At 73.0% G+C, this 25,717-nt stretch carries 26 protein-coding genes; 13 read left to right on the top strand and 13 right to left on the bottom strand.

Translation table 11 applies throughout. The annotated features are described in order from the left end of the window. Positions 1-79 precede the first annotated feature (79 nt). Positions 80-841, top strand: a complete 762-nt coding sequence (locus tag ACGF5O_RS35455; RefSeq protein WP_393814003.1) for an SDR family NAD(P)-dependent oxidoreductase — start codon at positions 80-82, stop codon at positions 839-841. A gap of 31 nt (positions 842-872) precedes the next feature. On the opposite strand, the gene ACGF5O_RS35450 is transcribed toward ACGF5O_RS35455, so the two are convergent. After that, positions 873-1,559, bottom strand: a complete 687-nt coding sequence (locus tag ACGF5O_RS35450) for a glycoside hydrolase family 75 protein (protein WP_393814002.1) — start codon at positions 1,557-1,559, stop codon at positions 873-875. Between the two features lie 385 nt (positions 1,560-1,944). Between ACGF5O_RS35450 and ACGF5O_RS35445 the strand changes: the two genes are divergently transcribed. Both ACGF5O_RS35445 and ACGF5O_RS35440 read left to right on the top strand, forming a co-directional pair. Then, complete coding sequence (locus ACGF5O_RS35445; RefSeq protein ID WP_393814001.1) at positions 1,945-2,907, top strand: fibronectin type III domain-containing protein; 963 nt, start codon at positions 1,945-1,947, stop codon at positions 2,905-2,907. 190 nt (positions 2,908-3,097) lie between these two features. Continuing rightward, positions 3,098-3,652 (top strand): hypothetical protein, encoded by a 555-nt coding sequence (locus ACGF5O_RS35440; protein ID WP_393814000.1) that lies wholly within the window; start codon positions 3,098-3,100, stop codon positions 3,650-3,652. On the opposite strand, the gene ACGF5O_RS35435 is transcribed toward ACGF5O_RS35440, so the two are convergent. From ACGF5O_RS35435 to ACGF5O_RS35420, 4 genes are all read right to left on the bottom strand, one after another. Beyond that, positions 3,649-4,200: a PadR family transcriptional regulator gene (locus ACGF5O_RS35435; protein ID WP_393813999.1), complete on the bottom strand. Its 552-nt coding sequence runs from the start codon at positions 4,198-4,200 to the stop codon at positions 3,649-3,651. The two genes, ACGF5O_RS35440 and ACGF5O_RS35435, sit on opposite strands and share 4 nt — an antisense overlap. Positions 4,201-4,222: 22 nt before the next feature. Beyond that, positions 4,223-6,238, bottom strand: coding sequence for an FAD-dependent oxidoreductase (locus ACGF5O_RS35430; protein ID WP_393813998.1), 2,016 nt, complete (start codon positions 6,236-6,238; stop codon positions 4,223-4,225). 105 nt (positions 6,239-6,343) lie between these two features. Further along, positions 6,344-6,712 carry a hypothetical protein gene (locus ACGF5O_RS35425; RefSeq protein ID WP_393813997.1) on the bottom strand — a complete coding sequence of 123 codons (369 nt, stop codon included), beginning with the start codon at positions 6,710-6,712 and terminating at the stop codon, positions 6,344-6,346. A gap of 110 nt (positions 6,713-6,822) precedes the next feature. Beyond that, positions 6,823-7,695, bottom strand: a complete 873-nt coding sequence (locus ACGF5O_RS35420) for a hypothetical protein (protein ID WP_393813996.1) — start codon at positions 7,693-7,695, stop codon at positions 6,823-6,825. Between the two features lie 274 nt (positions 7,696-7,969). On the opposite strand from ACGF5O_RS35420, the gene ACGF5O_RS35415 reads away from it, so the two are divergent. Next, positions 7,970-10,048, top strand: coding sequence for a SpoIIE family protein phosphatase (locus ACGF5O_RS35415; RefSeq protein WP_393813995.1), 2,079 nt, complete (start codon positions 7,970-7,972; stop codon positions 10,046-10,048). A gap of 172 nt (positions 10,049-10,220) precedes the next feature. After that, entirely contained in the window at positions 10,221-10,970 is a 750-nt protein-coding gene (locus tag ACGF5O_RS35410; protein ID WP_393813994.1) for a hypothetical protein, read from the top strand. 87 nt (positions 10,971-11,057) lie between these two features. Here the strand turns inward: ACGF5O_RS35410 and ACGF5O_RS35405 are convergent, their stop codons facing one another. The 4 genes from ACGF5O_RS35405 to ACGF5O_RS35390 all read right to left on the bottom strand — a co-directional run bounded on the left by ACGF5O_RS35405 (position 11,058) and on the right by ACGF5O_RS35390 (position 14,095). Next, complete coding sequence (locus ACGF5O_RS35405; RefSeq protein WP_393813993.1) at positions 11,058-11,312, bottom strand: hypothetical protein; 255 nt, start codon at positions 11,310-11,312, stop codon at positions 11,058-11,060. Between the two features lie 14 nt (positions 11,313-11,326). Beyond that, positions 11,327-11,848 (bottom strand): hypothetical protein, encoded by a 522-nt coding sequence (locus ACGF5O_RS35400; protein WP_393813992.1) that lies wholly within the window; start codon positions 11,846-11,848, stop codon positions 11,327-11,329. Positions 11,849-12,092: 244 nt separating this feature from the next. Next, positions 12,093-12,878, bottom strand: coding sequence for a putative protein N(5)-glutamine methyltransferase (locus ACGF5O_RS35395; RefSeq protein WP_393813991.1), 786 nt, complete (start codon positions 12,876-12,878; stop codon positions 12,093-12,095). Positions 12,879-13,039: 161 nt separating this feature from the next. Then, entirely contained in the window at positions 13,040-14,095 is a 1,056-nt protein-coding gene (locus tag ACGF5O_RS35390; protein WP_393813990.1) for a hypothetical protein, read from the bottom strand. A 98-nt stretch (positions 14,096-14,193) separates the two neighbouring features. Between ACGF5O_RS35390 and ACGF5O_RS35385 the strand changes: the two genes are divergently transcribed. Continuing rightward, a complete protein-coding gene (locus ACGF5O_RS35385) occupies positions 14,194-14,637 on the top strand; it encodes a MarR family winged helix-turn-helix transcriptional regulator (protein ID WP_393813989.1) in 444 nt (147 codons plus the stop codon). Here the strand turns inward: ACGF5O_RS35385 and ACGF5O_RS35380 are convergent. Further along, a complete protein-coding gene (locus ACGF5O_RS35380; protein ID WP_393813988.1) occupies positions 14,598-15,347 on the bottom strand; it encodes a GNAT family N-acetyltransferase in 750 nt (249 codons plus the stop codon). The genes ACGF5O_RS35385 and ACGF5O_RS35380 overlap by 40 nt on opposite strands. After that, the gene (locus tag ACGF5O_RS35375) at positions 15,344-16,267 is read right to left on the bottom strand and encodes an NADP-dependent oxidoreductase (protein ID WP_393813987.1); all 924 of its coding nucleotides are present in this window, start codon (positions 16,265-16,267) and stop codon (positions 15,344-15,346) included. The genes ACGF5O_RS35380 and ACGF5O_RS35375 overlap by 4 nt, the downstream gene beginning before the upstream one ends. A gap of 170 nt (positions 16,268-16,437) precedes the next feature. Here ACGF5O_RS35375 and ACGF5O_RS35370 point away from each other — a divergent pair, with 170 nt between their 5' ends. The 7 genes from ACGF5O_RS35370 to ACGF5O_RS35340 all read left to right on the top strand — a co-directional run bounded on the left by ACGF5O_RS35370 (position 16,438) and on the right by ACGF5O_RS35340 (position 22,834). Then, entirely contained in the window at positions 16,438-17,043 is a 606-nt protein-coding gene (locus tag ACGF5O_RS35370; protein ID WP_393813986.1) for a sulfite oxidase-like oxidoreductase, read from the top strand. Next, positions 17,036-17,809, top strand: a complete 774-nt coding sequence (locus ACGF5O_RS35365) for a ferredoxin reductase (protein WP_393813985.1) — start codon at positions 17,036-17,038, stop codon at positions 17,807-17,809. Before ACGF5O_RS35370 ends, ACGF5O_RS35365 begins: the two co-directional genes overlap by 8 nt. A gap of 407 nt (positions 17,810-18,216) precedes the next feature. Next, positions 18,217-18,804 (top strand): hypothetical protein, encoded by a 588-nt coding sequence (locus ACGF5O_RS35360; protein ID WP_393813984.1) that lies wholly within the window; start codon positions 18,217-18,219, stop codon positions 18,802-18,804. Positions 18,805-19,286: 482 nt separating this feature from the next. Further along, positions 19,287-20,255: an acetylxylan esterase gene (locus ACGF5O_RS35355; protein WP_393813983.1), complete on the top strand. Its 969-nt coding sequence runs from the start codon at positions 19,287-19,289 to the stop codon at positions 20,253-20,255. Between the two features lie 13 nt (positions 20,256-20,268). Next, the gene (locus ACGF5O_RS35350) at positions 20,269-20,673 is read left to right on the top strand and encodes a nuclear transport factor 2 family protein (RefSeq protein WP_393813982.1); all 405 of its coding nucleotides are present in this window, start codon (positions 20,269-20,271) and stop codon (positions 20,671-20,673) included. A gap of 100 nt (positions 20,674-20,773) precedes the next feature. After that, positions 20,774-21,970, top strand: coding sequence for a serine hydrolase domain-containing protein (locus ACGF5O_RS35345; protein WP_393813981.1), 1,197 nt, complete (start codon positions 20,774-20,776; stop codon positions 21,968-21,970). 120 nt (positions 21,971-22,090) lie between these two features. After that, complete coding sequence (locus tag ACGF5O_RS35340; protein WP_393813980.1) at positions 22,091-22,834, top strand: GntR family transcriptional regulator; 744 nt, start codon at positions 22,091-22,093, stop codon at positions 22,832-22,834. Here the strand turns inward: ACGF5O_RS35340 and ACGF5O_RS35335 are convergent. Continuing rightward, a complete protein-coding gene (locus tag ACGF5O_RS35335; protein ID WP_393813979.1) occupies positions 22,804-23,553 on the bottom strand; it encodes a class I SAM-dependent methyltransferase in 750 nt (249 codons plus the stop codon). The genes ACGF5O_RS35340 and ACGF5O_RS35335 overlap by 31 nt on opposite strands. 68 nt (positions 23,554-23,621) lie before the next feature. Next, complete coding sequence (locus ACGF5O_RS35330; protein WP_393813978.1) at positions 23,622-25,529, bottom strand: hypothetical protein; 1,908 nt, start codon at positions 25,527-25,529, stop codon at positions 23,622-23,624. Positions 25,530-25,717: the final 188 nt, after the last annotated feature.

The raw sequence follows: 25,717 nt of genomic DNA, 5'->3' as shown, positions 1-25,717 counted from the left end.
TCACTCACCGACAGTAAGTCGTATGGTGTGAGCCGCACGGGGCGCACAGCGCCCTCGAACCACCTGATGGGAGCACCACATGGCCAGCGGACTCGACGGGCGCGGCGTCATCGTCACCGGCGCGGGATCGGGGATCGGGCGCGCCGCCGCCCTGGCCTTCGCCAGGGAGGGGGCGCGGGTCCTGGTCGCCGACCTGGACGCCGAGACCGCGGGCGCGACGGTGACGGAGATCGAGAAGGCGGGCGGTACGGCCGTGGCCGTCACCGGCGACCTCGGCGAGCAGTCCGTGGTGGACCAGGTGGTGGCGACCGCGGTGGAGCGGTTCGGCGGGGTGGACGTGCTGGTGAACAACGCCGGGATCATGGACCGGATGTCGGCGCTGGCGGACGTCAGCGACACCGAGTGGGAACGGGTGATACGGGTCAACCTCACCGCGCCCTTCCTGCTCACCCGGGCCGTGCTGCCGCACATGCTGGCGGCCGGCCGCGGCGCGATCGTCAACACCGCCTCCGAGGCCGGCCTGCGCGGCAGCGCGGCGGGCGCCGCCTACACGGCCTCGAAGCACGGTGTCGTCGGCCTGACCAAGAACCTGGCGGTGATGTACCGCAACCAGGGCATCCGGGCCAACGCCATCGCCCCGGGCGGCACCAGGACCGGGATCCAGATCGACCTGGAGGACGGCGCGCACGGGCCGGCCGCGCTCGGCCCGTACTTCGGCAACGTCGGACAGGTCTCCGAGCCGGAGGAGCAGGCGGCGGCGATCGTGTTCCTGGCCTCGGACGCGGCGAGCAACATCAACGGCGCGATCCTGCCGGTGGACAACGGCTGGGCGGCCGTCTGACCCGCACCGCCGGGGGCGGCCGGCCCGCCGGTCAGCCGCCCTCGGTGAACTCCTCCGCCAGCCGCTCCCCCTCCGCCTCCGCCTCCGCGCGGTTCTCGATGGGCTCGATCGCCGAGTGCTTGAAGACGATGTAGGTGACGCCGGACGGCGCCCCGCCGACCCGTGGGTCGGGGTTCACACCGAGCGCCTTCGCGGTGGCGTAGGAGGCCTCGCCGATGATGTCGCGCGGTCCGGTGTCGCCGACGACCGCGTACTGCACGCGGCCCTTGTAGATCACCGCGGCGACCGCGCCGCCCCGGACGCCGGACTTCCGGTGGTTCCAGCGGCGGCTGGGGCCGGGTACGACGACGTAGGGCAGTTTCTCGGCGTTGAGCTGACGGCCGTTGGACTGCTGGTAGGCGGTGGCGGCGGTGAACGCCGGGTCGGTGGAGCGGTTGCAGTGGGCGGTTCGCTGGCCGTCGCAGTCGATGTCCAGATCGGCCTTCCAGAAGACGGCCTGCCGGGTGCCGCACACGGGGACGGTGGCGGCGGTGTTGGCATCGGAGCGGTAGCGGCCTCTGGAGACCTGGGTGCACTCCCGGACCCGGGCCAGCAGGTCGGCGGCGGAGATCCGGTGCCGGGCACCGGGTGCCGCGTACGAGACGGCGGGGGTGGGCAGTGTGGCCGGGGCGAGCAGGGCGGCGCCGGCCGCGGCCAGCGTCAGCGACTGGACACGCACGATGAGGGACCCTTTTCGTGGGGGACATGGAGTCACCCGGAACAAGATGGTGCGGGTCCGGCGGCCGGGCCAGCACGTGGAGGCTGTACAGGGCCGTTCGGCGCAACGAAACTGACACTTCGTGAGCGGACGCCGAGGGCCGGGGCGCTGAACCGGTGCCGGCCCAGTCCGCCCCGGCCGCCCGTGCCGGCGCGGGATCAGCGACGACAGCGTTCCGCGCCACAGGCGCGAACTCCCCACTTCTGCCGGGAAGTTCGACCGCAGGACCCTCAGCATACGTAACTCTCCCCCGGCGTCCGCAATACGGCCCTCTTGATGTCCGCATCCCGGGCAGGTCATATTGGTCCGGACCATTGTCGTGCTGCCGACCCCGGGAGGCGGAACCGTGCGCCGAGTCGCCGTCGTGGTCTGCGCCCTGCTGTTCGTGACGTCCTGCGGCCGGACCGGGGCCGCCGACGGCGACAGCGGCCGGCTGCCCGGCGCCCCGACGGGGGTGACCGCGGCGGCCGGCAGCGCCACCAGCGTGCACGTCATGTGGAACGAGCTGCCGGAGGGTTCCGGGGTCCGGGCCTACGAGGTGTACCGCGGCACCACGAAGGTCGAGGAGGTGCCCGACTCCCAGCACATGGTGGACGTCCCCAGGCTCAAGCCGTCCACGACGTACGTGTTCACCGTGCGGGCCCGGGGCGGGGACGGCAGCCTCGGGCCGCGCAGCCGTGCGGTGCGGGCGACCACCCCGGCGATGGTCGCGGCCGACCGCTCGGCACCGACCCGCCCGGCGCGCCCGGTGGGCCGCGCTGTGGGCAGCCGTATGGTGCAACTGTCCTGGGGCGCCTCCACGGACGACCGGGCCGTGGTGTCGTACGACATCTGGCAGGGCGGCGCCAAGATCCACAGTGTGGGCGGGAACCAGACCGCGGCCGTGGTCATGGGGCTGCGGCCGGGCACCCGCTACGTCTTCACCGTCCGGGCCCGGGACGCGGCCGACAACTTCTCGCCCGCGAGTACGGCGGTACGCCTCACCACGCCGGGCAGCGGCGACGGCCGGGACACCGCGCCGACCGCGTTCACGGCGCGCACCCGTGAGGAGAGCGGGGCCTGCTACCTCGATCTGGCCTGGGACCCGCCGCAGGTGGACGGTGTGGTCACCGAATACCAGATCCGGCTCGACGGCGGTACGACCACCTCCCTGGTGTGGGGCGGCACTCCACCGAAGGGACGGTCGACCTACAGCTTCTATGTGGGCCGCGACCATGGGGTCCGGCACCAGGTGCGGCTCCGGGCGCGGCTGCCCGACGGCACCTGGGGCGGCTGGTCGGCCGAACGGACCGTGACGACGGGAGCCTGACGGGAGGCGGCCGGGAGGCGGACGCGCATCCCGGCCTGGGCCGGCCGGAGGAAGAAGTCACCTGCCCGGTCGCCCTCCGGGTGCGGGACGCGGCGGGGCCCCTTTCGCTGAACCTGAGGCAGCACGGGCGTTTCCCCACCCTCGGCGGCGCATGGGACGTTCCGCCAACCGTGCCGCCGGAGGGCAGACCATGCGCACTACACGACTTCTCCTCCGCTCCGGCCTGACCCTGGCGGCGGCCGCCGCTGTCCCGACCTGGCTCGCCGGCCCGTCCGCCGCACTCTCGGGCATCTCGGTGAGCACCATCGGCACCACGGTCTCGGTGGTCACCAGCGCCTGCACCCAGTCCAACGGCAGCTGGGGCAACGCCTCGCTGCTCAACAGCGGTCAGACCGCATTCGCCCAGGGGCGCCAGGCGGCTCTGGCGGGTACCACGGTGAGCCAGTCCGCGGCCTGGTCGGGGGTGTCGCCGGGCACCTACACGGTGGTCGTCGTCTGCTCCAACGGCGGTACGGCGGGCACCCAGTCGGTGATCGTCTCGTCCGCCCCCGCCGCCCCGACGACCTCCTCCACCACCAAGGCGGCCGCGCCCGCCGCCCCCGCCCGGGGCGTGATGGGCGGTCTGGGCGGCGCCGCCCGCGACTACGGCCCGCTCACCCTGGGCATCGGCGCCGCGCTGGTCGGCTCGGGCGTCATCGCCACGGGCTGGTACCTGCGCAAGCGCTCGAAGCCCTACCGGCTCTAGGACCGGGACGGGCCCGGGAGTTCGCCGAACTCCTCCAGGGCGTGGCCGAGCCACCGGGTCCAGAAGGTCTCCAGGTCGATGCCGGCCCGCAGCACCAGGTGCCGCAGCCGGTCCTCGGGGGTGTCCGTGCCCGGCGGGAAGTCGCGGCGCTGGATCTCCTCGTACTCGGCCAACTGCCGCCGGTGCAGCTCCAGATGGCGGCGCAGGTCGGCTTCGAGTCCTTCGGTGCCGACGACCGCCGCCGCGCGCAGCCGCAGCAGGAGCACGTCCCGCTGCGGCTTGGGGTCCTGGGCGGCGGCGGTCCAGCGGGCCAGTTCGGCGCGGCCCGCGGGCAGGACCTCGTAGCTCTTCTTCTGCCCGCGGGCCGGCTGCTCGGCGGGCAGGGTGCGGATGTAGCCCTCGGCCTCCAGCTTTCCGAGCTCGCGATAGATCTGCTGGTGCGTGGCCGACCAGAAGTAGCCGATCGACCTGTCGAACCTGCGGGTCAGCTCAAGCCCCGACGACGGCCTTTCGAGCAGGGCGGTGAGGATCGCGTGCGGGAGTGACATGGGCTCATCCTAGGGACGGGCGCTACAGGGCGGCGGCCAGCTCGGTGCCCTGCTTGATGGCCCGCTTGGCGTCCAGTTCGGCGGCGACGTCCGCCCCGCCGATGAGGTGCGCGCTGCGGCCGGCGGCGACCAGCTCCTCGTACAGGCCCCGGCGCGGATCCTGCCCGGTGCACAGCACGACGGTGTCGACCTCCAGGACCGTGCTCTCGCCGTCGACGGTGACGTGCAGGCCGGCGTCGTCGATCAGGTCGTACCGCACACCCGGGACCATGGTGACGCCCCGGTGCTTGAGTTCGGTGCGGTGGATCCAGCCGGTCGTCTTGCCGAGCCCGGCGCCGACCTTGCTCGCCTTGCGCTGGAGCAGGTGCACGGTGCGCGGCGGCGCCGGGCGCTCGGGTGCCGCCAGGCCGCCGGGGCCCTGGTACTCCATGTCGACGCCCCACTGCCTGAAGTACGTCGCCGGATCCTCGCTCGCCTTGTCGCCGCCGTCGGTGAGGAACTCGGCGACGTCGAATCCGATGCCGCCGGCGCCGAGGATCGCGACCCGGTCGCCGACGGGGGCGCCGTCGCGCAGCACGTCGAGGTAGCCGAGGACACGGGGGTGGTCGATGCCCGGGATGTCGGGGGTGCGCGGGGTGACGCCGGTGGCGACCACGACCTCGTCGTAGCCGGTGACGTCCTCGGGCTCGACGGTCGTGTTCAGGCGTACGTCGACGCCGTGCGCGTCGAGCTGGTGGCGGAAGTAGCGCAGGGTCTCGTCGAACTCCTGCTTGCCGGGGACCTTGCGGGCCACGTTCAGCTGGCCGCCGATCTCGGCCCCCGCGTCGAACAGGGTGACCTGGTGGCCGCGTTCGGCGGCGGAGACCGCGCAGGCGAGGCCGGCCGGTCCGGCGCCGACCACCGCGACCCGCTTCTTCTGCCGGGTCGGGGCGAGGACCAGCTCGGTCTCGTGACAGGCGCGCGGGTTGACCAGGCAGGAGGTGATCTGCCCGCTGAAGGTGTGGTCGAGGCAGGCCTGGTTGCAGCCGATGCAGGTGTTGATGGCCTCGGGTGTGCCGGCCGCGGCCTTGTTGACGAAGTCGGGGTCGGCGAGCATCGGGCGGGCCATGGAGACCATGTCCGCGAAGCCCTCGGCGAGCAACTCCTCGGCGACTTCAGGAGTGTTGATGCGGTTGGTGGTGACCAGCGGCACGGACACGGCGCCCATCAGCTTCTTGGTGACCCAGGTGTACGCGCCGCGCGGGACGGAGGTGGCGATGGTGGGGATACGGGCCTCGTGCCAGCCGATGCCGGTGTTGATGATGGTCGCTCCGGCGGCCTCCACGGCGCGGGCGAGGGTGATCACCTCGTCGAGGGAGGAGCCGCCGGGGACCAGGTCCAGCATGGACAGCCGGTAGACGATGATGAAGTCGTCGCCGACGGCCTCGCGGACCCGGCGGACGATCTCGACGGGGAACCGCATCCGGTTCTCGTACGAGCCGCCCCAGCGGTCGGTGCGCCGGTTGGTCTGCGCGGCGACGAACTCGTTGATGAGGTAGCCCTCGGAACCCATGATCTCGACGCCGTCGTAACCGGCCTGCCGGGCGAGGCGGGCGGTACGGGCGTAGTCGTCGACGGTCCGCTCGACGTCGGCGTCGGTCAGCTCGCGGGGCGCGAAGGGGCTGATCGGGGCCTGGAGGGGGCTCGGGGCGACCAGGTCGCGGTGGTAGGCGTACCGCCCGAAGTGCAGGATCTGCAGCGCGATCCGGCCGCCCTCGCGGTGCACGGCCTCGGTGACGGTCCGGTGCCGCCCGGCCTCCTCCTCGGTGGTGAGCTTGGCGCCGCCCTCGTACGGCCGGCCCTCGTCGTTGGGCGCGATGCCGCCGGTGACGATGAGGCCCACTCCCCCGCGGGCCCGGGCCGCGTAGAACTCCGCCATCCGCTCGAAGCCGCGCTCGGCCTCCTCCAGGCCCACGTGCATGGAGCCCATGAGTACGCGGTTGGGGAGTGTGGTGAAGCCGAGGTCGAGGGGTTTCAGCAGGTGGGGGTAACGGCTCATCGGGGCCTCCGTGCGCGGTGTCGTCACCGTAGTTGTAGAGGACCGCGCACGGTTTATGCAACTAGTTGCAGAACACCTCCGGCATGCCGTGTCTCAGATCACCGGTCACCGGCTTTCGAGCAGAACGTGCAGTTCCTTCTCCTGGTCCCCCGACGCGGACGACAGGTTCCGCACGGCGAACAGGGAGTCGAGGGTCGTGTGGAGCCGGCTGATCGCCCAGTACCCGCCCTGCGCGTCGGCCTCGACCGGGGCCGAGAGCCGGGGCGGGAGGGTGCACTCGTGGGCGTCGGTGACCTCGAACGTGCCGAGCCACACCATCGGGCGGGTCTCGTGGAGCTGTTGCGGCACGTCCTCGGCGGCCCGGTCCGACTCGAAGCACTGGCACAGCGCGTCGAACACGATCCGGGCGTCCTCCTTGCTGCATCCGCTGATCTCCAGCGAGACGGGTTCCTCGTGCAGTCGCTCAGGGACCATCGTGATCGCTCCTCTCATGGCGATGGCGTGGTAGCACGGGTTCCCCCGCGAACCACGCCATGCCAACAGAAAAGCACCACTTTCGGGGCGGGCACCACTCGCGGCGGGGCTCAGCTCCGGGTGAACTTGTAGGTCTTGCTGTCCGTGAGGACGCAGAAGCCGGGCGACATCACGATGACGCGCAGGGTGCCGGTGCGCCGGTCGTAGTCGATGCCCTCGGCCTCGAAGGTGCCCGAGCAGGAGCTGCGCAGCGGGAGCTGGCGCAGTGCCGTGACGTGCCCGGTGACACTGGCGGAGCCGGGCTGGGCGGACAGGTCGATCTGGAGCAGCGGCTTGGTGTAGCCGAAGAGGCTGCCGTCCGGGTCGTCCGAGGAGCACAGCAGGGTGGTGGCGCTGGAGAAGTCGCAGCCCTGCACGTCACGCACGGCGTGGTCGAGGTTGACGACGGACGCGAGCGGGAGGTTCGCGGACGGCGAGGTGGTCTTGTTGGCGCCCGGCGTCGGGAAGACCAGGAAGCGGGTCATCGTGCCGTACTCGCCGGAGAGCATGTACTGGCTGTCGGGGGTGCTGGCGGACCAGGAGTTGTTGAGGGCCTCGCCGGAGGCGAGCGTGTGGACGTACTCCGACCAGGTGCCGTCGGGGGCCTGCACCCGGTACATCTTGGCGGTGCCGGAGTCCGCCTGGTAGGGCTCGACGTAGTAGCCGTCGTAGGACTCGTCGGGGTCGCCGACGTGGTTCCAGCCGCGGCTGGAGACGCCGATCGGGATGGTGCCGATGCCGGTGTACCGGTTGGGGCTGTTGGCCGGGACCTCGACCGAGGTCAGGCCCTGGCTCTCGGTGAGCGCATCGGCGTGGTCGGAGCCGGTCTCGGTCCAGGTGTCGGCGGCGGAGGCCGGGGCGGCGGTCGCGAGGACCAGGGTGGTGGCGAGGGCGACCAGGGCGGTCAGGCCTGCGCGACAACGTTGCCGGGTGGACGCGGGCATGGAAGCCTACTCCTCGGTATCGGGGGGTGGGACGCGCGTGCGCCGGTCAGTCTCGCGCGGGCCCGATGGACATGTACAGACCAACGGCGGGACGGGAAGGTGAACTCACGCCCCAGCCGCCCCTCTGGTCGCTTCGCCGTACGGATGTCGCCGTGTTGAGAGATGGTGGAAAAGTCGGCGGTGGCATCGGAGAGTCGGGTGTGAGCGCGATAGAACAAGGGGAGTCGGCACGGGGGACGGCGTGCCGTACGGAAGTCCGAAGGCGGTGCGTGCGATGAGTCCAGCCGAGTCCTCGGTGCCGGGGGGCCGGGAGCCCCTGCGCGGACCCGTGCGGCCGGGCGGGCTGCTGGACGTCCTGAGCGTGGCCTCGGTCGTGCTGGACGCCAAGGGCCGGATCGTGCTGTGGAGCCCGCAGGCGGAGGAGCTGTTCGGCTACTCGGCGCAGGAGGCGCTCGGCCAGTACGCCGCCCGGCTGATGGTGCACGAACGCCACATCGAACTGGTCGGCAAGCTGTTCGCGGACGTGATGAGCACCGGGCGGAGCTGGGCCGGCGGCTTCCCGATCCGCCACAAGGACGGCTCCACCCATGTGGTCGAGTTCCGCAACATGCGGCTCATGGACGACAACGGCGACGTGTTCGCGCTGGGCCTGGCCGCCGACCAGTCGACGGTGCGGCGGCTGGAGCAGGACGTGGCGCTGTCCGAACGGATCGTGCAGCAGTCGCCGATCGGGCTGGCCGTCTTCGACACGGACCTGCGGTTCGTGTCGGTCAACCCGGCGATGGAGCAGATGAACGGTGTCCCGGCCGCGGAGCACGTGGGGCGGACGATCCGCGAGGTACTGCCCTCGCTGGACGCAGACGCCCTGGAGTCGGCCTACCTGCGGGTGCTGCGGACCGGCGAGCCGGTCATCGACCAGTCCGCGGTGGGCCGTACTCCGGCCGATCCGGACGCGGAGCACATCTGGTCGGTGTCGGTCTACCGGCTGGACGACGCGCTGGACAACGTGCTGGGCGTGGCCACCTCGGTGGTGGACATCACCGAGCCGTACCGGGCCGGGGTCGAGGCCGAGCACGCGCGCCGCCGGCTGGCCGTGATCGCCGACGCCTCCGCCCGTATCGGCACCACCCTGGACCTGGGGCGCACCGCCCGGGAGCTGGCCGACGTCGCCGTGCCGGAGCTGGCCGACGTGGCGGCCGTCCAGCTGCTGGACACGGTGGTCGAGGGCCGGCGCAGCACGCTCGGCCCGGCGGAACCGGCCGTGCTCCGGGCCCTCGCCGTGCGCGCGGAGCAGCAGGCGGACGCGGTCCAGGCCGCCGACGCGCCGGGCACGGTCGCCCGGTACGCGCCGGACCGGCTGCTCACCGAGTGCGTACGGGTCGGGGAGGCCGTCGCCGTGCCGCAGGTCAAGGACGAGGACCTGGTCCGGATCGCCCCCTCCCCCGAGGCCACGGTGCTGCTGGGCCGGGCCGGGGTGCACTCGTATCTGGCGGTGCCGCTGATCGCGCGCGGCGAGGTGCTGGGCGCCCTCGATCTCAAGCGCACCCGCAATCCGGCGTCCTTCGACGACGACGACCTGCTGCTGGCCCGGGAACTGGCGGCGCGGGCGGCCGTGCAGATCGACAACGCCCGCTGGTACGAGAACGCCCGCACCACCGCGCTGACCCTCCAGCGCAGCCTGCTGCCCACGCATCCCCGGGTCACCCCCGGTCTTGAGGTCGCCTCCCGCTACCAGCCGGCGGGCGCCACCGTCGAGGTGGGCGGCGACTGGTTCGACGTGATTCCGCTGGACGGCGACCGAACGGCGCTCGTGGTGGGCGACGTGATGGGCAGCGGCATCAACGCGGCGGCGACCATGGGCCGGCTGCGCACCGCGACCACCACCCTGGCCGCGCTGGGCCTGGATCCGGCGGTCCTCCTCGAACACCTGGACAAGACCACGTCGGGCCTCGACCATTCCATCGCGACCTGCGTGTACGCCGTGTACGACCCGCGGCTGCGCCGGTGCCGGATCGCCAACGCCGGCCATCTGCCCCCGGCCCGGGTCCGCCCCGGCCGGCCGCCGGAACTCCTCGACCTGCCCACCGGGGTCCCGCTGGGCGTCGGCGGGGTCGCCTTCGCCACCACGACCGTCGACTTCGAGCCCGGCGACGAGCTGGTGTTCTACACGGACGGTCTGGTGGAGACCCGCAGGCATTCCCTGGACGAACGCCTCGACGAACTGCTGGCCCTGCTCGACGGCCCCGCCCGCCCGCTGGAGGACGTCTGCGACCTGCTGCTGCGGGAGCTGCACCACCCCGACAACCACGACGACGTGGCCCTGCTCATCGCGCGGGCCCGGGAGCTGCCGTAGCGGTGAGGGCGCCGGGGCGCCGGACGCCCCGGGTGCGGATCCACCGGATTCATCGGATCCACAGAATTCACAGGAACTGATTACCGGGTTCTTATCGGCGCACTCGCACAATTCACAGAGAGGCATGCGTCGCGCGATGCCGCGTGCCGCCGTTCGCCGATGGGAGCGAGCCGTGACGCACGAACCGGAGCAGGAACACCGCCGTGACGTCGACGGAACCGAGCCGTCGATCCCGCCGATGCCCGACCGTCCCCCGCAGGCCGCCGCGCCCGGCTGGGAAGCTGCGTCGGAGGTCCTCTCGGGACCGGGGCCGGACCGCGAGCCGGGCGCGCCGCTGCGCGACCGGTGGCGCCGCCAGTCCTTCCGCGTCCGCGCCGTGACCGTGGCCTTCGTCGCCGGGGCGCTCGCCCTGGGCGGCACGGTGGCGTTCGCCGCCGGCTCAGGCGGCAGCGGCACCGCCGCGTCCCCGGCCGCCTCCGGTGCGCCGTCGGCGCCCTCCGCGCCGGACGGCCGCGGCCCCGGCCACGGCTGGTTCGGGATGAGCGGCATGGGCGTGCACGGCGAGGCGACCGTCAAGGACCCGGACACCGGCAAGTACGTGGTGCGGGTCTGGCAGCGGGGCACGGTCGAGAAGGTGGACGGCGACCAGGTCACGGTGAAGAGCGACGACGGCACGTCGTGGACGTGGACCGTGGGCTCCGACGTCAAGGTGCGGGGCGACTCCGACACGCTGAAGAAGGACGCGACGGCCTTCCTGATCGGCACCCGCGGCGACGACGGCAAGCAGACCGCGTCCGGCGCGTTCTCGGGCGACTTCATGGGCATGGGCCGCGGCGGCATGCACGACCGCGGCGGCCCGTGGCAGCGCCCCGGTGACCGCTCGCCGTCGCCGAGCCCTTCGGGGAGCGGGGCCACCACCTAGCGCCGTGCCCTGAAGGGTTCCTGTGGCCGGCGCGCGTCGGCCGACCGGCTCCGGAACTGAGCCTTCCGGAGCCGGCGACGGCGCGTCTCAGAGCCGGCTGACCTCGACGTACTCGAACGTCAGCAGGTTGTTGGCCGCGTAGGGAAGCCGGCCCAGCCGGTCCTGCGCGTCCCGCAGGCTGTCGGCCTCCACGATGAGGAACGCGCCCGGCCGGTCGTTGCGGCGGAACGCCGAGAGCACGACGCCGTCCGCCTTCAGCTCCCGCAGCACCCGGGCCTCGCCCTCCGCGTGCGGGGCCAGTCCGCCCGGATCGGTGATCGTTCCGGTCACATACAGATACATCGGCTGTCCTCCGCTCAGGTCCGTGCCTTCGCCTCGGCCGCGCTGCGCGCCGAGATCTCCCGGAAGTCCTCCAGCGTGTTGCGCCGGATCTCGTACGCCCGTCCGTGCACCCAGCGGGCGGTGAGCTCGGCCACCCGGGCGCCGTAGCGTTCGGCGGTGACCATGTCGCCGTGCGCGCCGACCTCGTCGGGGCCCTCGTCCACGTTGGTCTGGCCCATCACGCCGAGCCAGGAGCCCAGCCGGTTGACGTCATGGACGGTGCCGCCGGTCCAGTTGTTGCCGGCCGCGTCACCGACCGAGATCCACTGCATGTTCATCTGCGCCGCGAAGACGGCCAGTTGCTGCAGCGAGAACAGCTTGTCCCCGTTCTGGGAAGCCGAGTGGGTGAAGCCGCCGGCCAGCTTGTCCTTCCACTCCTGCCCGAGGCGCGTGCCGCCGGCCGGAGCCCCGTCGAGATCCGGCGGGTCTTCGCGTCCGGTGTCACCGGCATGGCCGAGGCCCTGACCCGCCTCAGGAACCTGGACGCGCCGGGGCACGAGCAGAGCTCCGCGCCGGACTTCGCCGCACTGTCCACGATGATCGGCGCCCTCACGCTGGCGCGGGCCGTGGCGGAGGCCGATCCCGCGCTGTCCGAGACGATCCTGCGGACGGCGCGGGAGCACATCGCCTGATCAGGCCGCGGTCAGGCGCTCCACGCCGATACCGACGGGCCGGTTCCCGCCCTGGGAGTCGGCGACGGCATCGGCGGCGCTGCCGTCGCGCGCGGTCGGGCGGCCTGTCTCAGTCCCGCACCCCGATCACGACGTTCGCGTACAGCTCCTCCGAGTCCTCCAGCCGGGTGGCCAGTCCGGCGCGGCGGAAGGTCTCGACGGCGTCCTCGGCCTGGCGTTCACTCGTCTCGACCAGGACGCAGCCGCCGGGCGCGAGCCACTCGCGGGCCCCGGCGGCGACCCTGCGCAGCACGTCGAGTCCGTCGCCGCCGCCGTCCAGGGCGACCAGCGGCTCGTGTTCGCGGGCCTCGGCGGGCAGCAGCCCGACCTCGTCGCTGGGGACGTAGGGCACGTTGGCGGCGAGGATGCCGATACGGCCGCGCAGGGCGGCGGGCAGGGCGTCGAACAGGTCGCCGACGTGGGCGCGGCCGCCGTAGGGGGCGATGTTGCCGCGGGCGCAGCCGACGGCGGCCGGGTCGATGTCCGCGGCGTGCAGCTCGACGTCGCCGAGGGCCGCGGCGAGAGCCGCGCCGACCGCGCCGGAGCCGCAGCACAGGTCCACGACGACGGACGCGCCGGGGGCCTGGGCCAGGGCCTGGTCGACCAGGAACTCGGTCCGGCGGCGGGGCACGAACACGCCGGGTTCCACGAGGACGCGCAGCCCGTGGAACTCCGCCCAGCCGACGACGTGTTCGAGGGGCTGACCGGCGGCGCGCCGGTCCACCATGGCGGCCAGCTCGTCGGGGGTGCGGGCGGTGGCGAGGATCAGTTCCGCCTCGTCCTCGGCGAAGACGCAGCCGGCCGCGCGCAGCGCGGAGACGACGGCGGAGGCGGTGGTTTCGGAGAGTGAGGTCATCACCGGGGAGCCTAGCCGGACGGCTGTGCGCCGGTCAGACGGTTTACCGCCCGCCGGACCGCCACGCAGGCGGTCCGACGGGCGGCCGGGGAGACAGGCAGCCGGGGAGGCCGGGAGCCAGGCAGCCGGGAAGACAGGCAGCCGGGAGGACAGGCGGGCGGTCAGACGCCGACCGTCTCCTCGGCCTCCTCCTCGGCTTCCGCGGCCTCCTCGACCAGACCGGCAGGGGACTCCGGTACGACCACGGCGGCGGCCGGTGCCGCCTTGGCACGCTCGTGGGCCGCGGCGACGGCGGTGACCGCGAGGCCGGCCAGCAGCCAGACCGCGAGGGTCCACACGTTGCGGCTCAGGCCGTCGCTGCCGAAGTACAGCAGGCTGCGGATGCCCTCGACGAAGCCGGCGCCGTTCCAGAAGGCGTGCAGGGTGCCGAAGAAGCCGTTCTCCAGCTCGGGCCGGAACAACCCGCCGGAGCTGGTGAAGTTGAGCATCACGAAGAGCACCATCATGGTGAGCGTGGTCCACCGCTTGAGGAAGGTGTGCAGGCCGACGCCGACGAGGAGGATGCCGGCGGAGTAGAGCCAGGCCATGCCCCAGACCCCGGCCAGGTCGTGGTGGGCGAGGTGGAACACCGGTCCGGCGAGGAACGCGCCGATGCCGCCGACGACGGCGGAGACGCCGAGCGCGAGCAGGGCACGGACCCGCATGGGGAGCGCGGCACCGGCCGCGCCGAGGGCGGCCACGGAGGCGTAGGAGCCGATGCTCACGGCGATGAGCAGGAAGAAGAGGCCCTGTCCCGTGGGATCGTCGGCGACCGGCTTGGCCACGTCGGTGACCTTGAGAGCGGCGCCGTCCTTCGCGGCGATGGGGGTGAAGACCTTCTCGACGGCCGTGGCGCCCGTGTCGGAGGCGGCGCTGGCGACGATCAGCTCCGGAGTCCTGGCGCTCGGCACGTAGGCGCCGGTCACGGTGCGGGACCTGAGCAGGTCGACAGCCGCGGCGCGGGTCGGGACGGTACGGACGTCGAGCTTGTCGCCGGCGGTGTCCTTGATGGTCTGCGCCAACACCTTCGCTTCCGGTCCGGCGCCGACCACGGCCACCGGCATGTGGTTCGGCTCCGGGTGGACGAACGCTCCCATGTAGGCGAGCCCCATCCCCAGGCACATCAGCAGCGGGGTGATCAGGTGCGTGAGCACATGGCGCAGTGCCGGTGACCTCATCGCGTACGACCTCCAGAACCTACGGGCCAAACTGGTTGGCTTATACAACTCACTGTCAAGTTGTACTATACAACTAGATCCTCGGAGGAGGTATTCCCGTGACCACGGCGGAGACGGCAGTCGAGACCATCCAGCGCGAGATGACGACGTTCGCGCGCCGGGCCCGGGCGTCGGCCGGGCGCATGCACCCCGAGCTGTCGCTGGTGTCGTACACGCTGCTCGGGCACCTGGAGGAGCGCGGCGGCTGCCGGGCCACCGACCTGGCCGCGCACTACGCGCTGGACAAGTCGACGGTCAGCCGGCAGGTGGCGGCGCTGGAGCGGGCGGGGCTGGTCGAGCGGCGCCTGGACCCGGAGGACCACCGGGTCCAGGTGCTGCATCTGACGGAGGCGGGCGAGGAGATCCTGGCCCAGGTCACGCGGAGCCGCCGGGCCGCCTTCCAGGAGCGGCTCGCGGACTGGCCGGAGGCGGACCTGGTCAGGTTCGCCGGATACCTGGAGCGCTACAACGCCGGGACCCCGGCGGGCTCCGCCGACGACTGACCGAGCCGCTCCGGCACCCTGGCCGCGACGAAGGCCGTACGGCGGCGCAGGCGGAAGCCGAGCGACTCGTACAGCCGGATCGCGGTGGTGTTCTCCGCGCCGGTGTGCAGGAAGGGCGTCTCGCCGCGTTCCCGGATGCCGTACGCGACGGCGCGGATGAGGCGGGTCGCGAGGCCCTCACCGCGGTGGGCCGGGTCGGTGCAGACCGCGCTGATCTCGGTCCAGCCCGGCGGGTGCAGCCGCTCCCCCGCCATCGCGATCAGCCTGCCGTCGCGACGGATGCCCAGGTAGCTGCCGAGCTCGATGGTGCGCGGCAGGAAGGGACCGGGGCGGGTGCGCTCGACCAGGTCGAGGATCTCGGGCACGTCGGCCGGTCCGAGCCGGACCGCGGCCGGCTCCGGGACGGCCTCCATGCCCTCGTCCACCAGCTGTACGCCCGCGATGTCCATCGTGAGCTCCCAGCCCTCCGGGAGCTCACCGCGGTAGCCCGGCAGCGGCACCTCCGCGCCGGGACCGGCCAGGGCCGCGAGGTCGGCCCAGTCGTCGGCGCCGGGATCGTCGGGCAGCGCCAGCCACGGGGAGACGTCTACGGGGTAGCGCAGGATCCGCCCGCGCCGCTCGGCGAAGAGGGCGTGCGGGCCGGTGAGCGAGGCGCGGGCGGGGTTGTCCAGGACGTGCGGAGCGCCCTCGCGGGGGTGCGGGACGCTCATCCGGCGACCTCGATCACGATCTTGCCCAGGGCGTGCCCGTCCTCGATGGCCCGCAGCGCCTCGTCGGCCTTGTCCAGCGGGAAGGTCCGCGAGACGTGCGGGTCGAGTTCACCTGCCACCACCAGCTCGGCCACCTCTTCCAGGACCGCGGCGGTGCGGGCGCGGTCCACCCGGGCCCCGCCCAGCGCGGCGACGGTCTCCGGCGCGGCGCCCGCGGTGATCAGCTTGGTGCGGTCGGCGAGCAGTCCGGCGGCCTCGGTGAGCACCTCGCCGCCGACCAGGTCGTAGACGCCGTCCACACCCTCGGGCGCGGCGGCCCGCACCCGGTCGGCCAGCCCCTGGCCGGAGGGCACGTGCACGGCGCCCAGCGACTCGACGAAGTCCTTCTTGGCCTCGCCGGCCACGCCGACCACCCGCAGGCCCCAGGCGTGGGCGATCTGCAGGGCCGCCGCACCGACCCCGCCGCCCGCACCGGTGACCAGGAGGGTGGCGCCCTCGGGCAGGTCGAGCTGGCGTACGCCGTCGTAGGCGGTGGCCGCGGCGACCGGCAGGGTGGCGGCGTCGGTGAAGGACAGCGCGGCGGGCTTGTGCGCCGTCACGGACACCGTCAGCAGGGCGTACTCGGCGAACGCGCCCCCGGGCGTGTTGCCGAAGACCTCGTCGCCGGCCGCGAAGCCGGTGACACCCTCGCCGATCTCCTCGACCACACCGGCGGCCTCGCTGCCGAGGACGACCGGGAAGTGCGCCTCCCCCTCGCCCGGGCGGCGGAAGCCGCCCCGCAGTTTCCAGTCGACGGGGTTGACCCCCGCCGCGCGGACCGCGATCAGCAGCTGACCGGGACCGGGAACGGGCCGGGCCACCTCGGCGAAGGCCTCGGTCTCGGGCCCGCCGTGCCTGGTGTAGACGTACGCCTTGGGCATCGTGATTCCTCGCTCTCTGGTGCTGCCACCGGTGCCCCCGGCGGCGGCAATCAGCGGCAAGGACCACCACGCGGCAGCTATTCCCGTACTCGCGCATCGTTCACACGGCCGCAATGATCGGGTGGCTGACCTGGGCGGGAGCACCCGATCGGACGTCGTACGGTTGAACCATGAACGTCACCCGAGGCTTCGCCGGCCGCCGCCGCGTCCACAACGCCGGTCTGCCGCCCGGCCAGTACGACTCGGGTGAGGACTGGCCGGTGCTGTCCGCCGAGGTGACCCCCGAACTGGCGCCCGCCGACTGGTCGTTCCGCGTCGACGGTCTGGTGGCCGAGCCGCGCACCTGGGACTGGGACGCGGCGCGGGCGCTGCCCGCGTCGGCCTACGAGGGTGACATCCACTGCGTGACCAGCTGGTCGAAGTTCGGGGTGCGGTTCGGCGGCGTCTCACTGGATGCGTTCTTCGATGTGGTGCGCCCACATGGTTCCGCCACACATGCCGTCGCCTACTCGCACACCGGTTACACCGCCAACCTGCCGCTCGCGGACCTCACCGGCGGGCGGGCCTGGATCGCCTTCGAGTACGAGGGCGAGCCGCTGCCCGCCGAACACGGCGGCCCGGCGCGGCTGCTGGTGCCCCACCTGTATTTCTGGAAGAGCGCCAAGTGGATCGCCGGCGTCACCCTCCTCGACCACGACGAGCCCGGCTTCTGGGAACGCAACGGATACCACGCGCGGGGCAACCCGTGGGAGGAGCAGAGGTACGCCGGTGACTGAGACGACGACCACCGGGACCGCCTTCGCTCCCCCGACGCGGTTCGCGGTGCCCGGCCGCATCGAGGTCGGCGGCCAGGCCGCGGCGGCGTGGCAGACGGCCACGATCACCGGGATCCGGCGCGAGACCCCGCACGCGGCGACCTTCCGCTTCGCGGTGCCGCAGTGGGCGGGGCATCTGCCGGGCCAGCACCTGATGCTGCGGCTGACCGCCGCGGACGGCTACGTCGCCCAGCGCCACTACTCCCTCGCCTCCCCGCCGGACGACTCCGGGCACATCGAGCTGACGCTGGACCACGTCCCGGACGGCGAGGTCTCCGGCTGGTTCCACACGGTGGCCCGGCCCGGCGACACCGTCGAGGTGCGCGGCCCGCTGAGCGGCTTCTTCGCCTGGCCCGGCGACCGGCCCGCGCTGCTGGTCGGCGCCGGTTCCGGGGTCGTACCGCTGATGTCGATGGTCCGGCACCACCGGATCCGGTCCCTGCACGTGCCGCTGCGCATGGTGGTGTCGGCACGCTCCCCCGAGGAGCTGATCTACGCGCGGGAGCTGGGCCCGGAGACCACGACCGTGTTCACCCGCACCGCACCCCAGGGTGTCCCCGTGGGACGTATGTCCGCCGCACATGTGGCCCCGCTCCTGGCCGAGCAGCCCGAGGGTGGGTGGGAAGCCTATGTGTGCGGCTCCAACGGGTTCGCGGAGCATGCCTCGCGGCTGCTCGTGGCGGCCGGACAGCCGGTGGAGCGGATCCGCATCGAGCGCTTCGGCTGAGCGACGCCCCCCGGGGACGGGTGCCCCCGGGGCGGCCGACGCGGGTGCCGCGGGCGCCGCGGGCGCCGCGGGCGCCGCCGGGCCGCGGCTTGCTGTGCCGACTGGCGCCAGGCCGGACAGGGGCGGCCACGGCCACGGCGGGCAGCGAAGGGGTGCGGGCGCAGGGGCTCCGGCCGGGCGGTCCTGGGGCGTGCGGCCAGTGGGTCGCGGGGGCGCCGGGACGGGTGGGCGGCGCGCGCCGGAACCCGTGCTTCAGCCGGTCCCGCATCCGTGCCCAGGGGCGGTGGACCAGGTACTCCGTACGGGGTACCAGTCCCGTGTGGACGCTCGCATGCGAGCGGGGGCACGCTGGGAGCTGCGGACCGGCTGTCCGGCCCTCCGGCTCTTGTGGCGGCGAGGAGGTCGACATGCGTACCCGGGTGCGTGGCTGGCGCTGGCGGCAGAACCCGCTACGGCGCAAGTCCGACATGGTCGAGGCGTGGATCGCGCTGGCCGTCGCGGTCCTGCTGTGTGTGGGAGCACCCCTGGTGGGTGCGGTGGCGGGGCTCTGGGCCCATGAGCAGGCGCTGTCGGTGGCGGTCGTGGAGCGGGCCGAGCGGCACATGGTGCGGGCCGTGGTCGTCGGCGGCGCCCCGGAGCAGCTGCCGTCGGTGCAGGGCGGCGACGGGGCGCACGCCTACCAGACGAATGTCCGCTGGACCGTGCCCGGCGAGGGGACGAAGACCGCGCTGGCCCGGGTGCCGGCGGGGACCCGGACCGGTGACGTGGTGGACGTGTGGTTCGACCGGCAGGGGCACGGGGTCGCACCGCCGCCCGACGACATCGCCGTCTGGCAGCACACGGTCACCGTGGGCCTGTGCGGGGCGAGCGGCGCGGCGGCCGTGGTGCTGCTCGGCCACGGCATCGTGCGCCGGGTGGCGCTGCGCCACCGGCTCGCCGAGTGGGAGCAGGAGTGGGCACGCACCGGACCGGACTGGACCCGCGGCCGCGCCTGACGCCCCTGGCAGGCCGCCGTGCCCGACGGACCACGCGCGCGTGCGTGCGCAGTGGGCCGTCCGCCCCGGGCAGTGGGCCGTCCGCCCCGGGCCGGGCCGGGCACCGTCCGTCCCGGGCCGGACAGACCGGACGGGCCGCCGGCTTCGGCCGCCGCCCGAGCCGCCACGCCCGTCGCCCACCCCCGTCGTGTGCACCCGTCGCCCCCCGTCGTCCACGCCCGGCCCTCGGGCCCGACGCCCACCGCTACGGCCGAGGTACCCGAGGTACCCGAGGTGACCCGACCACCCACCGCGGCCGCCCGGACCCCCAGAACCTTCCGCCCGCCGTCCGCGCCCGGCAGTCCGGCCCCCTGACCAGCAGATCCACAGCCGTCGGCAGAGGACCGTCGCAACTTTCGGACTCCACGGAGGCCTGGCGATTCGTCGGACCATCCACGTACGGTGTGATCATCCGCACCTCCCCTTCTCCAAGGCGGTTGTTGATGGCCCTGTTCGACCTCCCCCTCGACGAGCTCCGGGAACACCGCAGTACGTCGGTGGCACCCAACGACTTCGACGCCTTCTGGGCCAAGACGCTCCAGGAAACGCGCGAGCACGATCTCGACGCCCGTTTCGAGCCGGTCGACGCCGGGCTGTCCACGGTCGACGTCTACGACGTGACGTTCGCCGGGTTCGGCGGGCACCCGGTCAAGGGCTGGCTGCGGCTGCCGGCCGGCACCACCGAACCGCTGCCGCTGGTCGTGGAGTTCGTCGGGTACGGCGGCGGGCGCGGGCTGGCGCACGAGAACCTGCTCTGGGCGTCGACGGGACGGGCCCACTTCACGATGGACACCCGCGGCCAGGGCAGCGCCTGGGGCGGCGGGGGCGGCACCGCGGACCCGGTGGGCGGTGCGCCGGCGTACCCCGGGTTCATGACCCGGGGCATCGACGCGCCCGAGAACTACTACTACCGCCGGGTGTTCACGGACGCCGTCCGCGCGGTGGAGGCGGCCCGCTCGCACCCGCTGACCGACGCGACGCGGACCGTGGCGCTCGGCGCCAGCCAGGGCGGCGGGATCACCATCGCGGTCGGCGGGCTGGTCCCGGACCTGGTGGCGGTCGCGCCGGACGTGCCCTTCCTGTGCGACTTCCCGCGCGCCGTCACCCTGACGGACCGTCACCCGTACCGGGAGATCGCCCTGTTCCTCAAGACCCACCGCGGCCGCTCGGCGGACGTGCAGCGCACCCTCTCGTACTTCGACGGGGTGCACTTCGCGGCGCGCGGCCGGGCCCCGGCGCTGTTCTCGGCGGCCCTGGAGGACCAGACCTGTCCGCCCTCCACGGTCTACGCGGCCTTCAACTCCTGGGCGCACGAGGACAAGACGATCGAGGTGTACGACTTCAACGACCACGAGGGCGGCGGCCCGTACCACGAGGCGGCGAAGGCGCGCTGGCTGCGCTCGTACGTCTGAGGAGGCGGCGGAGTTGGACACGCGGGAGGCCGCCGAGCGGTTCGTCCGGGTCTGGGAGCGGGGCTGGGCCGCGCACGACGTGGACGCGCTGCTCGCCCTGTACGCCGAAAACTGCGTGCACCGCTCGATGCCGTTCCGCGCCCCGCACCGGGGCCGGGACGCACTCGCCGCCTATCTGCGCTGGTCGTTCGAGGCGGAGCGGGTGACGGACGTCCGTTTCTCGGCGCCGCTGGTGGGCCCGGACGGGGTCGCGGCGGCGGAGTTCCGGGTGCGGTCGGAGGAAGGGGGTACGGCGGCCACGCTGGCGGGGTGCGTGTTCGTGCGTTTCGACGCGCGGGGCCTCGCGGTGGAGTCCCGCGACTACTGGCACTCCGCCGATGGGCATCAGGAGCCGGCCGGGGGACTCTTCCTGCTCTGATCCTGCTCCGGCCTTCCTCCCGGTCCGACCAGTCGGTATGTTCGGGATGCCCGGACCGCAGCGTCGCGGTCCGGGTTTTCCGGCGTACGACGGAGGCCGCATGTCCGAGCACGAGCCACAGCGACAGCCACAGGCACACGCACAGGCAGAGGTCCACGGCCACTGTGATCCGCGTTTCGCGGCGGTGCGGGAGGCGTTCGAGGAGAACTTCCGGGACCGGGAGGAGCTGGGCGCCGCCGTCGCGGTGACGGTCGGCGGCGAGACGGTGGTGGACCTGTGGGGCGGCTGGGCCGATCCGGCGCACAGCCGGCCGTGGCAGCGGGACACCGTGGTCAACGTGTGGTCCACCACCAAGGGCCCGGTGGCGCTGTGCGCGCACATCCTGGCCGACCGGGGGCTGCTCGACCTCGACGCGCCGGTGGCGGAGTACTGGCCCGAGTTCGCGGCGGCCGGGAAGGACGGGGTCCTGGTCCGCCACCTGCTCTCGCACCGGGCCGGGCTGTCCGGGCTGCGTGAGCCGCACTCGCTCCAGGACCTGTACGACTGGGAACTGACGACCGCACGGCTGGCGGCGACGGAGCCGTGGTGGGAGCCGGGAACCAGGTCCGGGTACCACGCGCTGACCTTCGGCTTCCTGGTCGGCGAGGTGGTACGGCGGGTGTCGGGGCTGCTGCCGGGGGCGTTCCTGGAGCGGGAGGTCACCGGGCCGCTGGGGGTCGACTTCACGGTCGGGCTGCCGGAGAAGGAGTCCGGACGGGCGGCGGAGCTGGCGCATCCCCGGGTCGTGTCGGACAGCGAACAGGCCGCGATCTTCAGCCAGTTGGCGCCGGCCGCCGTCGCCGCCCTGGCCAACCCGGGCGTGGGCGCGGGCGCGGCGAACACCCCCGAGTGGCGGGCGGCCGAGATCCCGGCGGCCAACGGCCACGGCACCGCCAGGGCGGTCGCGGCACTGTACGGGGTGTTCGCCGGCCGGGGCGAGTACGGCGGCCTGCGGGTGCTGTCGCCGGAGGCGGCCGAGCGGGTGCGGGAGGGCCAGGGCAGCTGCCGTGACCTGGTGCTGGGGGCGGGTTTCGAGCACGAGACCGAGATCGGGCTCGGACTCTGGCTGAGCGGGCCGAACGGCTCGTACGGGCCGAACCCGCGGGCCTTCGGACACGACGGGTTCGGCGGCTCCTGCGGGTTGGCCGACCCGGAAGCGGGGGTCTCCCTCGGCTACGTCATGAACCGCATGGGGCCGCGGATCGCGGACGACCCGCGGAAGACGGCCCTGGTCAGCGCCGTTTACGCGAGTCTGTGAGGTCCGCACGGTTTCGGCCGAACCCGGTGGCCGCTCTTCCCTGATGGTTTAGACCAATGCTAGATGTGGTCGCGGAACGAACCCGCACGGCTACTTCTTGTCACCCACAGGAGGAGCGGCATGGCCCGCACCACCCCCCACCATCACTCCGAGAGCGAAGGGCAGCCCCTGTACTGGCGGATCGCGACACAACTCCTCGGCGAACTGCGTGACGGCACCCTGCCGCCCGGGGAACGGCTGCCGGCGGAACGGCAGTTGGCGCGGCACTTCGGGGTCAGCCGGGAGACCGTCCGGCAGGCGCTGGAGGTGCTGCGGCACAGCGGACTGGTGGCCACGGACCGACGGGGCAGCCACGCGACGCTGCACGGCCGGCCGGTGGAGAACCCGGTCTCGCTGGCCTTCCCGGTGGGCGCCGGGCCCACGGAGCACGGCGCCGTCGACCGGGCCACGGTGACCTGGGAGGAGCCCTCGCCCGAGCACGCGGCGGCGCTGGGGCTGGCCCCGCACCGGCCGACCCTGGTGCACCGCTACGAGTCGGCCTCCCCCGACGGGCACGCCCTGCGCACCGCCGTGACCTCCTTCTCGACGGTGGCCCTGTCCGAGGTCGAGGAGCTGGGCCGGTACCGGGACCGGGCCGACGGCTGTTCCGCCGCGCAGCTGCGCCGGGCCTACGACTGGATGCGCAAGGCGGGCCTCACCCTGCACCACCGGGACTCCATCACCCAGGTCGCGGACGCGTCCTCGGTGCGGGTGACCCGCCGGGTGCACGACCAGTACGCCCGCCCGCTGGAGATCACCGACCTGGTGGTGGACGCCCAGCAGGACGCGCTGGTCTACGAGTTCACGGTGCCGGCCGCGGGCTGACCGCGCCGGGCGACGACCAGCCGGGCGCGCGGGCTGCCGTCGTCGCGCTCCCCGAACCCGGGCAGCGGGTACAGCTCCGTGCCGAATCCGGTCCGCGCCAACTCGTCCAGTACGCCGCCGAGTCGGAAGGCCCGGTAGTACATGACGAACGGCGGCCGCCACAGGGCGTTGCGGACCCGCATCACGGCGTCGAAGCCCAGCAGCATCCAGAACCCGGGGCTGGTGGGCCGCGGCGGCGCCAGCACCGGGAAGGCGAAGGTGCCGCCCGGCCGCAGCACCCCGTGGACCTGGTCGAAGAGGCCGGGCAGCTCCCGGGGCAGGAAGTGCCCGAACGCCCCGAAGCTGACGACCAGGTCGAAGCCGGGCCCGAACGGCAGGGCCCGGGCGTCACCGCGCACATAGGTGACGTCCGGGCCCTCGGGCGGGGGCTGCCGGCGGGCGATCTCCAGCATGCCGGCGCTGAAGTCGACCCCGGTGACGCTGTGCCGGCACACCTGGGCCAGCACCGCGGTACCGGCTCCCGTCCCGCAGCACAGGTCGAGGCCGTCCTCGAACGGGCCGAGCGGGGTGAGCACCTTCGCGACCGCGTCGAGGACCGGGTCGGGTGTCCGGAAGGGGGTGTGGTCGAACTTCGGGGCCAGCAGGTCGTAGCCGCGCTCGACCGAGGACAGCGCCTGGACGGTGAGTTCACGGAGGCTCGGGCCTTCGGGGCTGAACATCCGGTCAGCTTACGGGAGCGGACGGCGCGGGTGCGGCCCGGCGGGGGCCGCGCCCGCGCCGTGCGGTGTCACGCCACCGTGAGCGTGAGGGCGCCCGTGTAGGCGGAGCCCGCGGTGATCGCCGTCTCGGTGCCGTCGACCGTCAGCTTCACGGACCTGCCGCGCGGCGCCCGCACGGCGGCGTCGGCGGCGAGGGTGAGGCTGGTCAGGTACGACGTCCCGGTGACCGTCCAGGTCGAGCCGCTGTTCAGCTTGACGACCACGCCGTTGTTGACGGCGGCCTGCGCGGTGTTGGTGACGATGCCCAGCTCGTAGAAGGCGGACGAGTCGATCGAGGACACCCGGTGCTTGGCCCTGGTCGCCGAGATGACGCCCTCGACGCCGGAGCCCTCGAAGGTGAGGACCATGTTCTTGCCGCCCCGCATGCCGTTGTAGAAGTCGCCCTTCACCTTGATGGAGCTGAAGGTCGCGGCGCCGTCGGTGGAGTGGACGGCGGTGACGTCGAAGGAGGAGTTCTTCACCGGGTCGGTGGTGGGCTCGGTGTAGACGCCGATGTTCATCATCTTGCCGTTGACGGGGACCGGGCCCGGGTCGTCCAGCTCGATCATCTGGAGGATGACGCCGTCGCGCGGGTTGAGCCGGGCGCCCTGCGAGCCGTCCACCGAGATGGTCGTCTGCTGGCCCTTGTTGAGGAAGGTGGCCCGCTCGGAGTTGATGACGGTGCCGCCGTCCAGGGTGAGTTGGCCGGCGCCGAAGAACATGTAGCCGAAGTGGCCGGAGTTCACCACCGTGCTGCGCTCCGGGATGCTCCGCAACTCGCTGTTGGACAGACCGAGTTCCAGCTCGGTGTTGAGGGCCGCGACGGCGTCGCGGGTGCTGTCGCCGTAGTGCACGACGGCGGCCGGCCCGGCGATGATCGTCGCGTAGGAACCGACGTCGAAGCGGGAGCCGAGGACGCGGACGGTGGCGTCGCCGATGGCGTAGGTGCCGTAGCCGTAGTCGCCGGTGTTGCCGACGTGGCTGTTGATGGCCGTCAGCTTCAGGCCGCTGCCGCCCTCGACCGACAGTGCGCCCCAGGTCTCGGAGAACACGGTCGAGTTGAGGTAGGTGGCGACGCTGCCCGCGCCGATCAGGTTGGTGGCGCGGACGTTGCCGTCCAGGCCCAGCATCCAGGGCACCGACTCCATGTAGGGGGTCTCGACGGTGGCCTGGTAGTCGGCGGGCAGGACGCCGTTGCGGGCGCGCAGGAAGGAGTCCTTGACGAGGACGTTGGCGCCGCCGTTGGCGATGACGGTGGTGCGGACCACGCCCTTGTTGCTGATCCGGGCGCCGTCCACGACCAGCCTGGTCGCGGAGCCGTCGCCGACCACGGCCGCTCCGTACCCGGCGAAGTCGGAGCGGCCGTTGCCGTCGAGGGTGATGGTCGGGCTCTGGAGGGTGTAGCTGCCGCTCTCGACGTAGACGCCGTTGAAGCACTCGCCGGTGGAGGCGATCGACACGTTCCGGGCGGCGGTGTCGGTGATCTTGCCGCCGCGGACGGCGGAGAGCACGGACTTCGCGGAGTCGACCCCGTCCGAACCGACGTAGAGGGCCTGCCGGAACGGGAAGGTCAGGGTCTGGTAGGTGACGTCGTTGGACTCGGCGACGGTGAGGACGACGTCACCGCGGTAGGTGCCGGCCTGGATGAGGGTCCCGGTGGCGCCGGTCGCGGTGAGCAGCTGGCCGGTCTCCACGCCGTCGACGGTGAGGCTGATGTCGTATCCGTCCGGGGCGACGATCTTGCCGCCGTCGCCGACGGTCAACTGGCTCACCCGGGTGGTGGCGGCGAGTTCGTAGGTCTCCCCCGCGGCGACGGAGATCGTCCTGCCCGCCGCCTTCGGCGCGGCGGTGGCGGTGCCGGAGGCGACCGGGACGAGCACGGCCGCTGCCGTGGCGGAACCGGCGATCAGGAACGAGCGTCGGGATGTCAGCGTCATTGCAGGCCTCTCCACGGGTGGAATGCGCGGGTGCGTCATCGCGCAGAGTTACGAGTCGCCCGCCGAAACCAGGGCGACGAAAGCACCTGAGGTGTGCAGGTGGGAGTGAATCAGCCCTGGGAAACCCGGGACAGGCATTGCACACACGCATCCCGGAACCCGATGCCTCGGATCGGGCCGCCGAGTTC

Source organism: Streptomyces sp. NPDC048291 (assembly GCF_043201715.1).
Taxonomy (GTDB): domain Bacteria; phylum Actinomycetota; class Actinomycetes; order Streptomycetales; family Streptomycetaceae; genus Streptomyces.
This window is presented reverse-complemented; position numbering and strand designations above follow the sequence as displayed.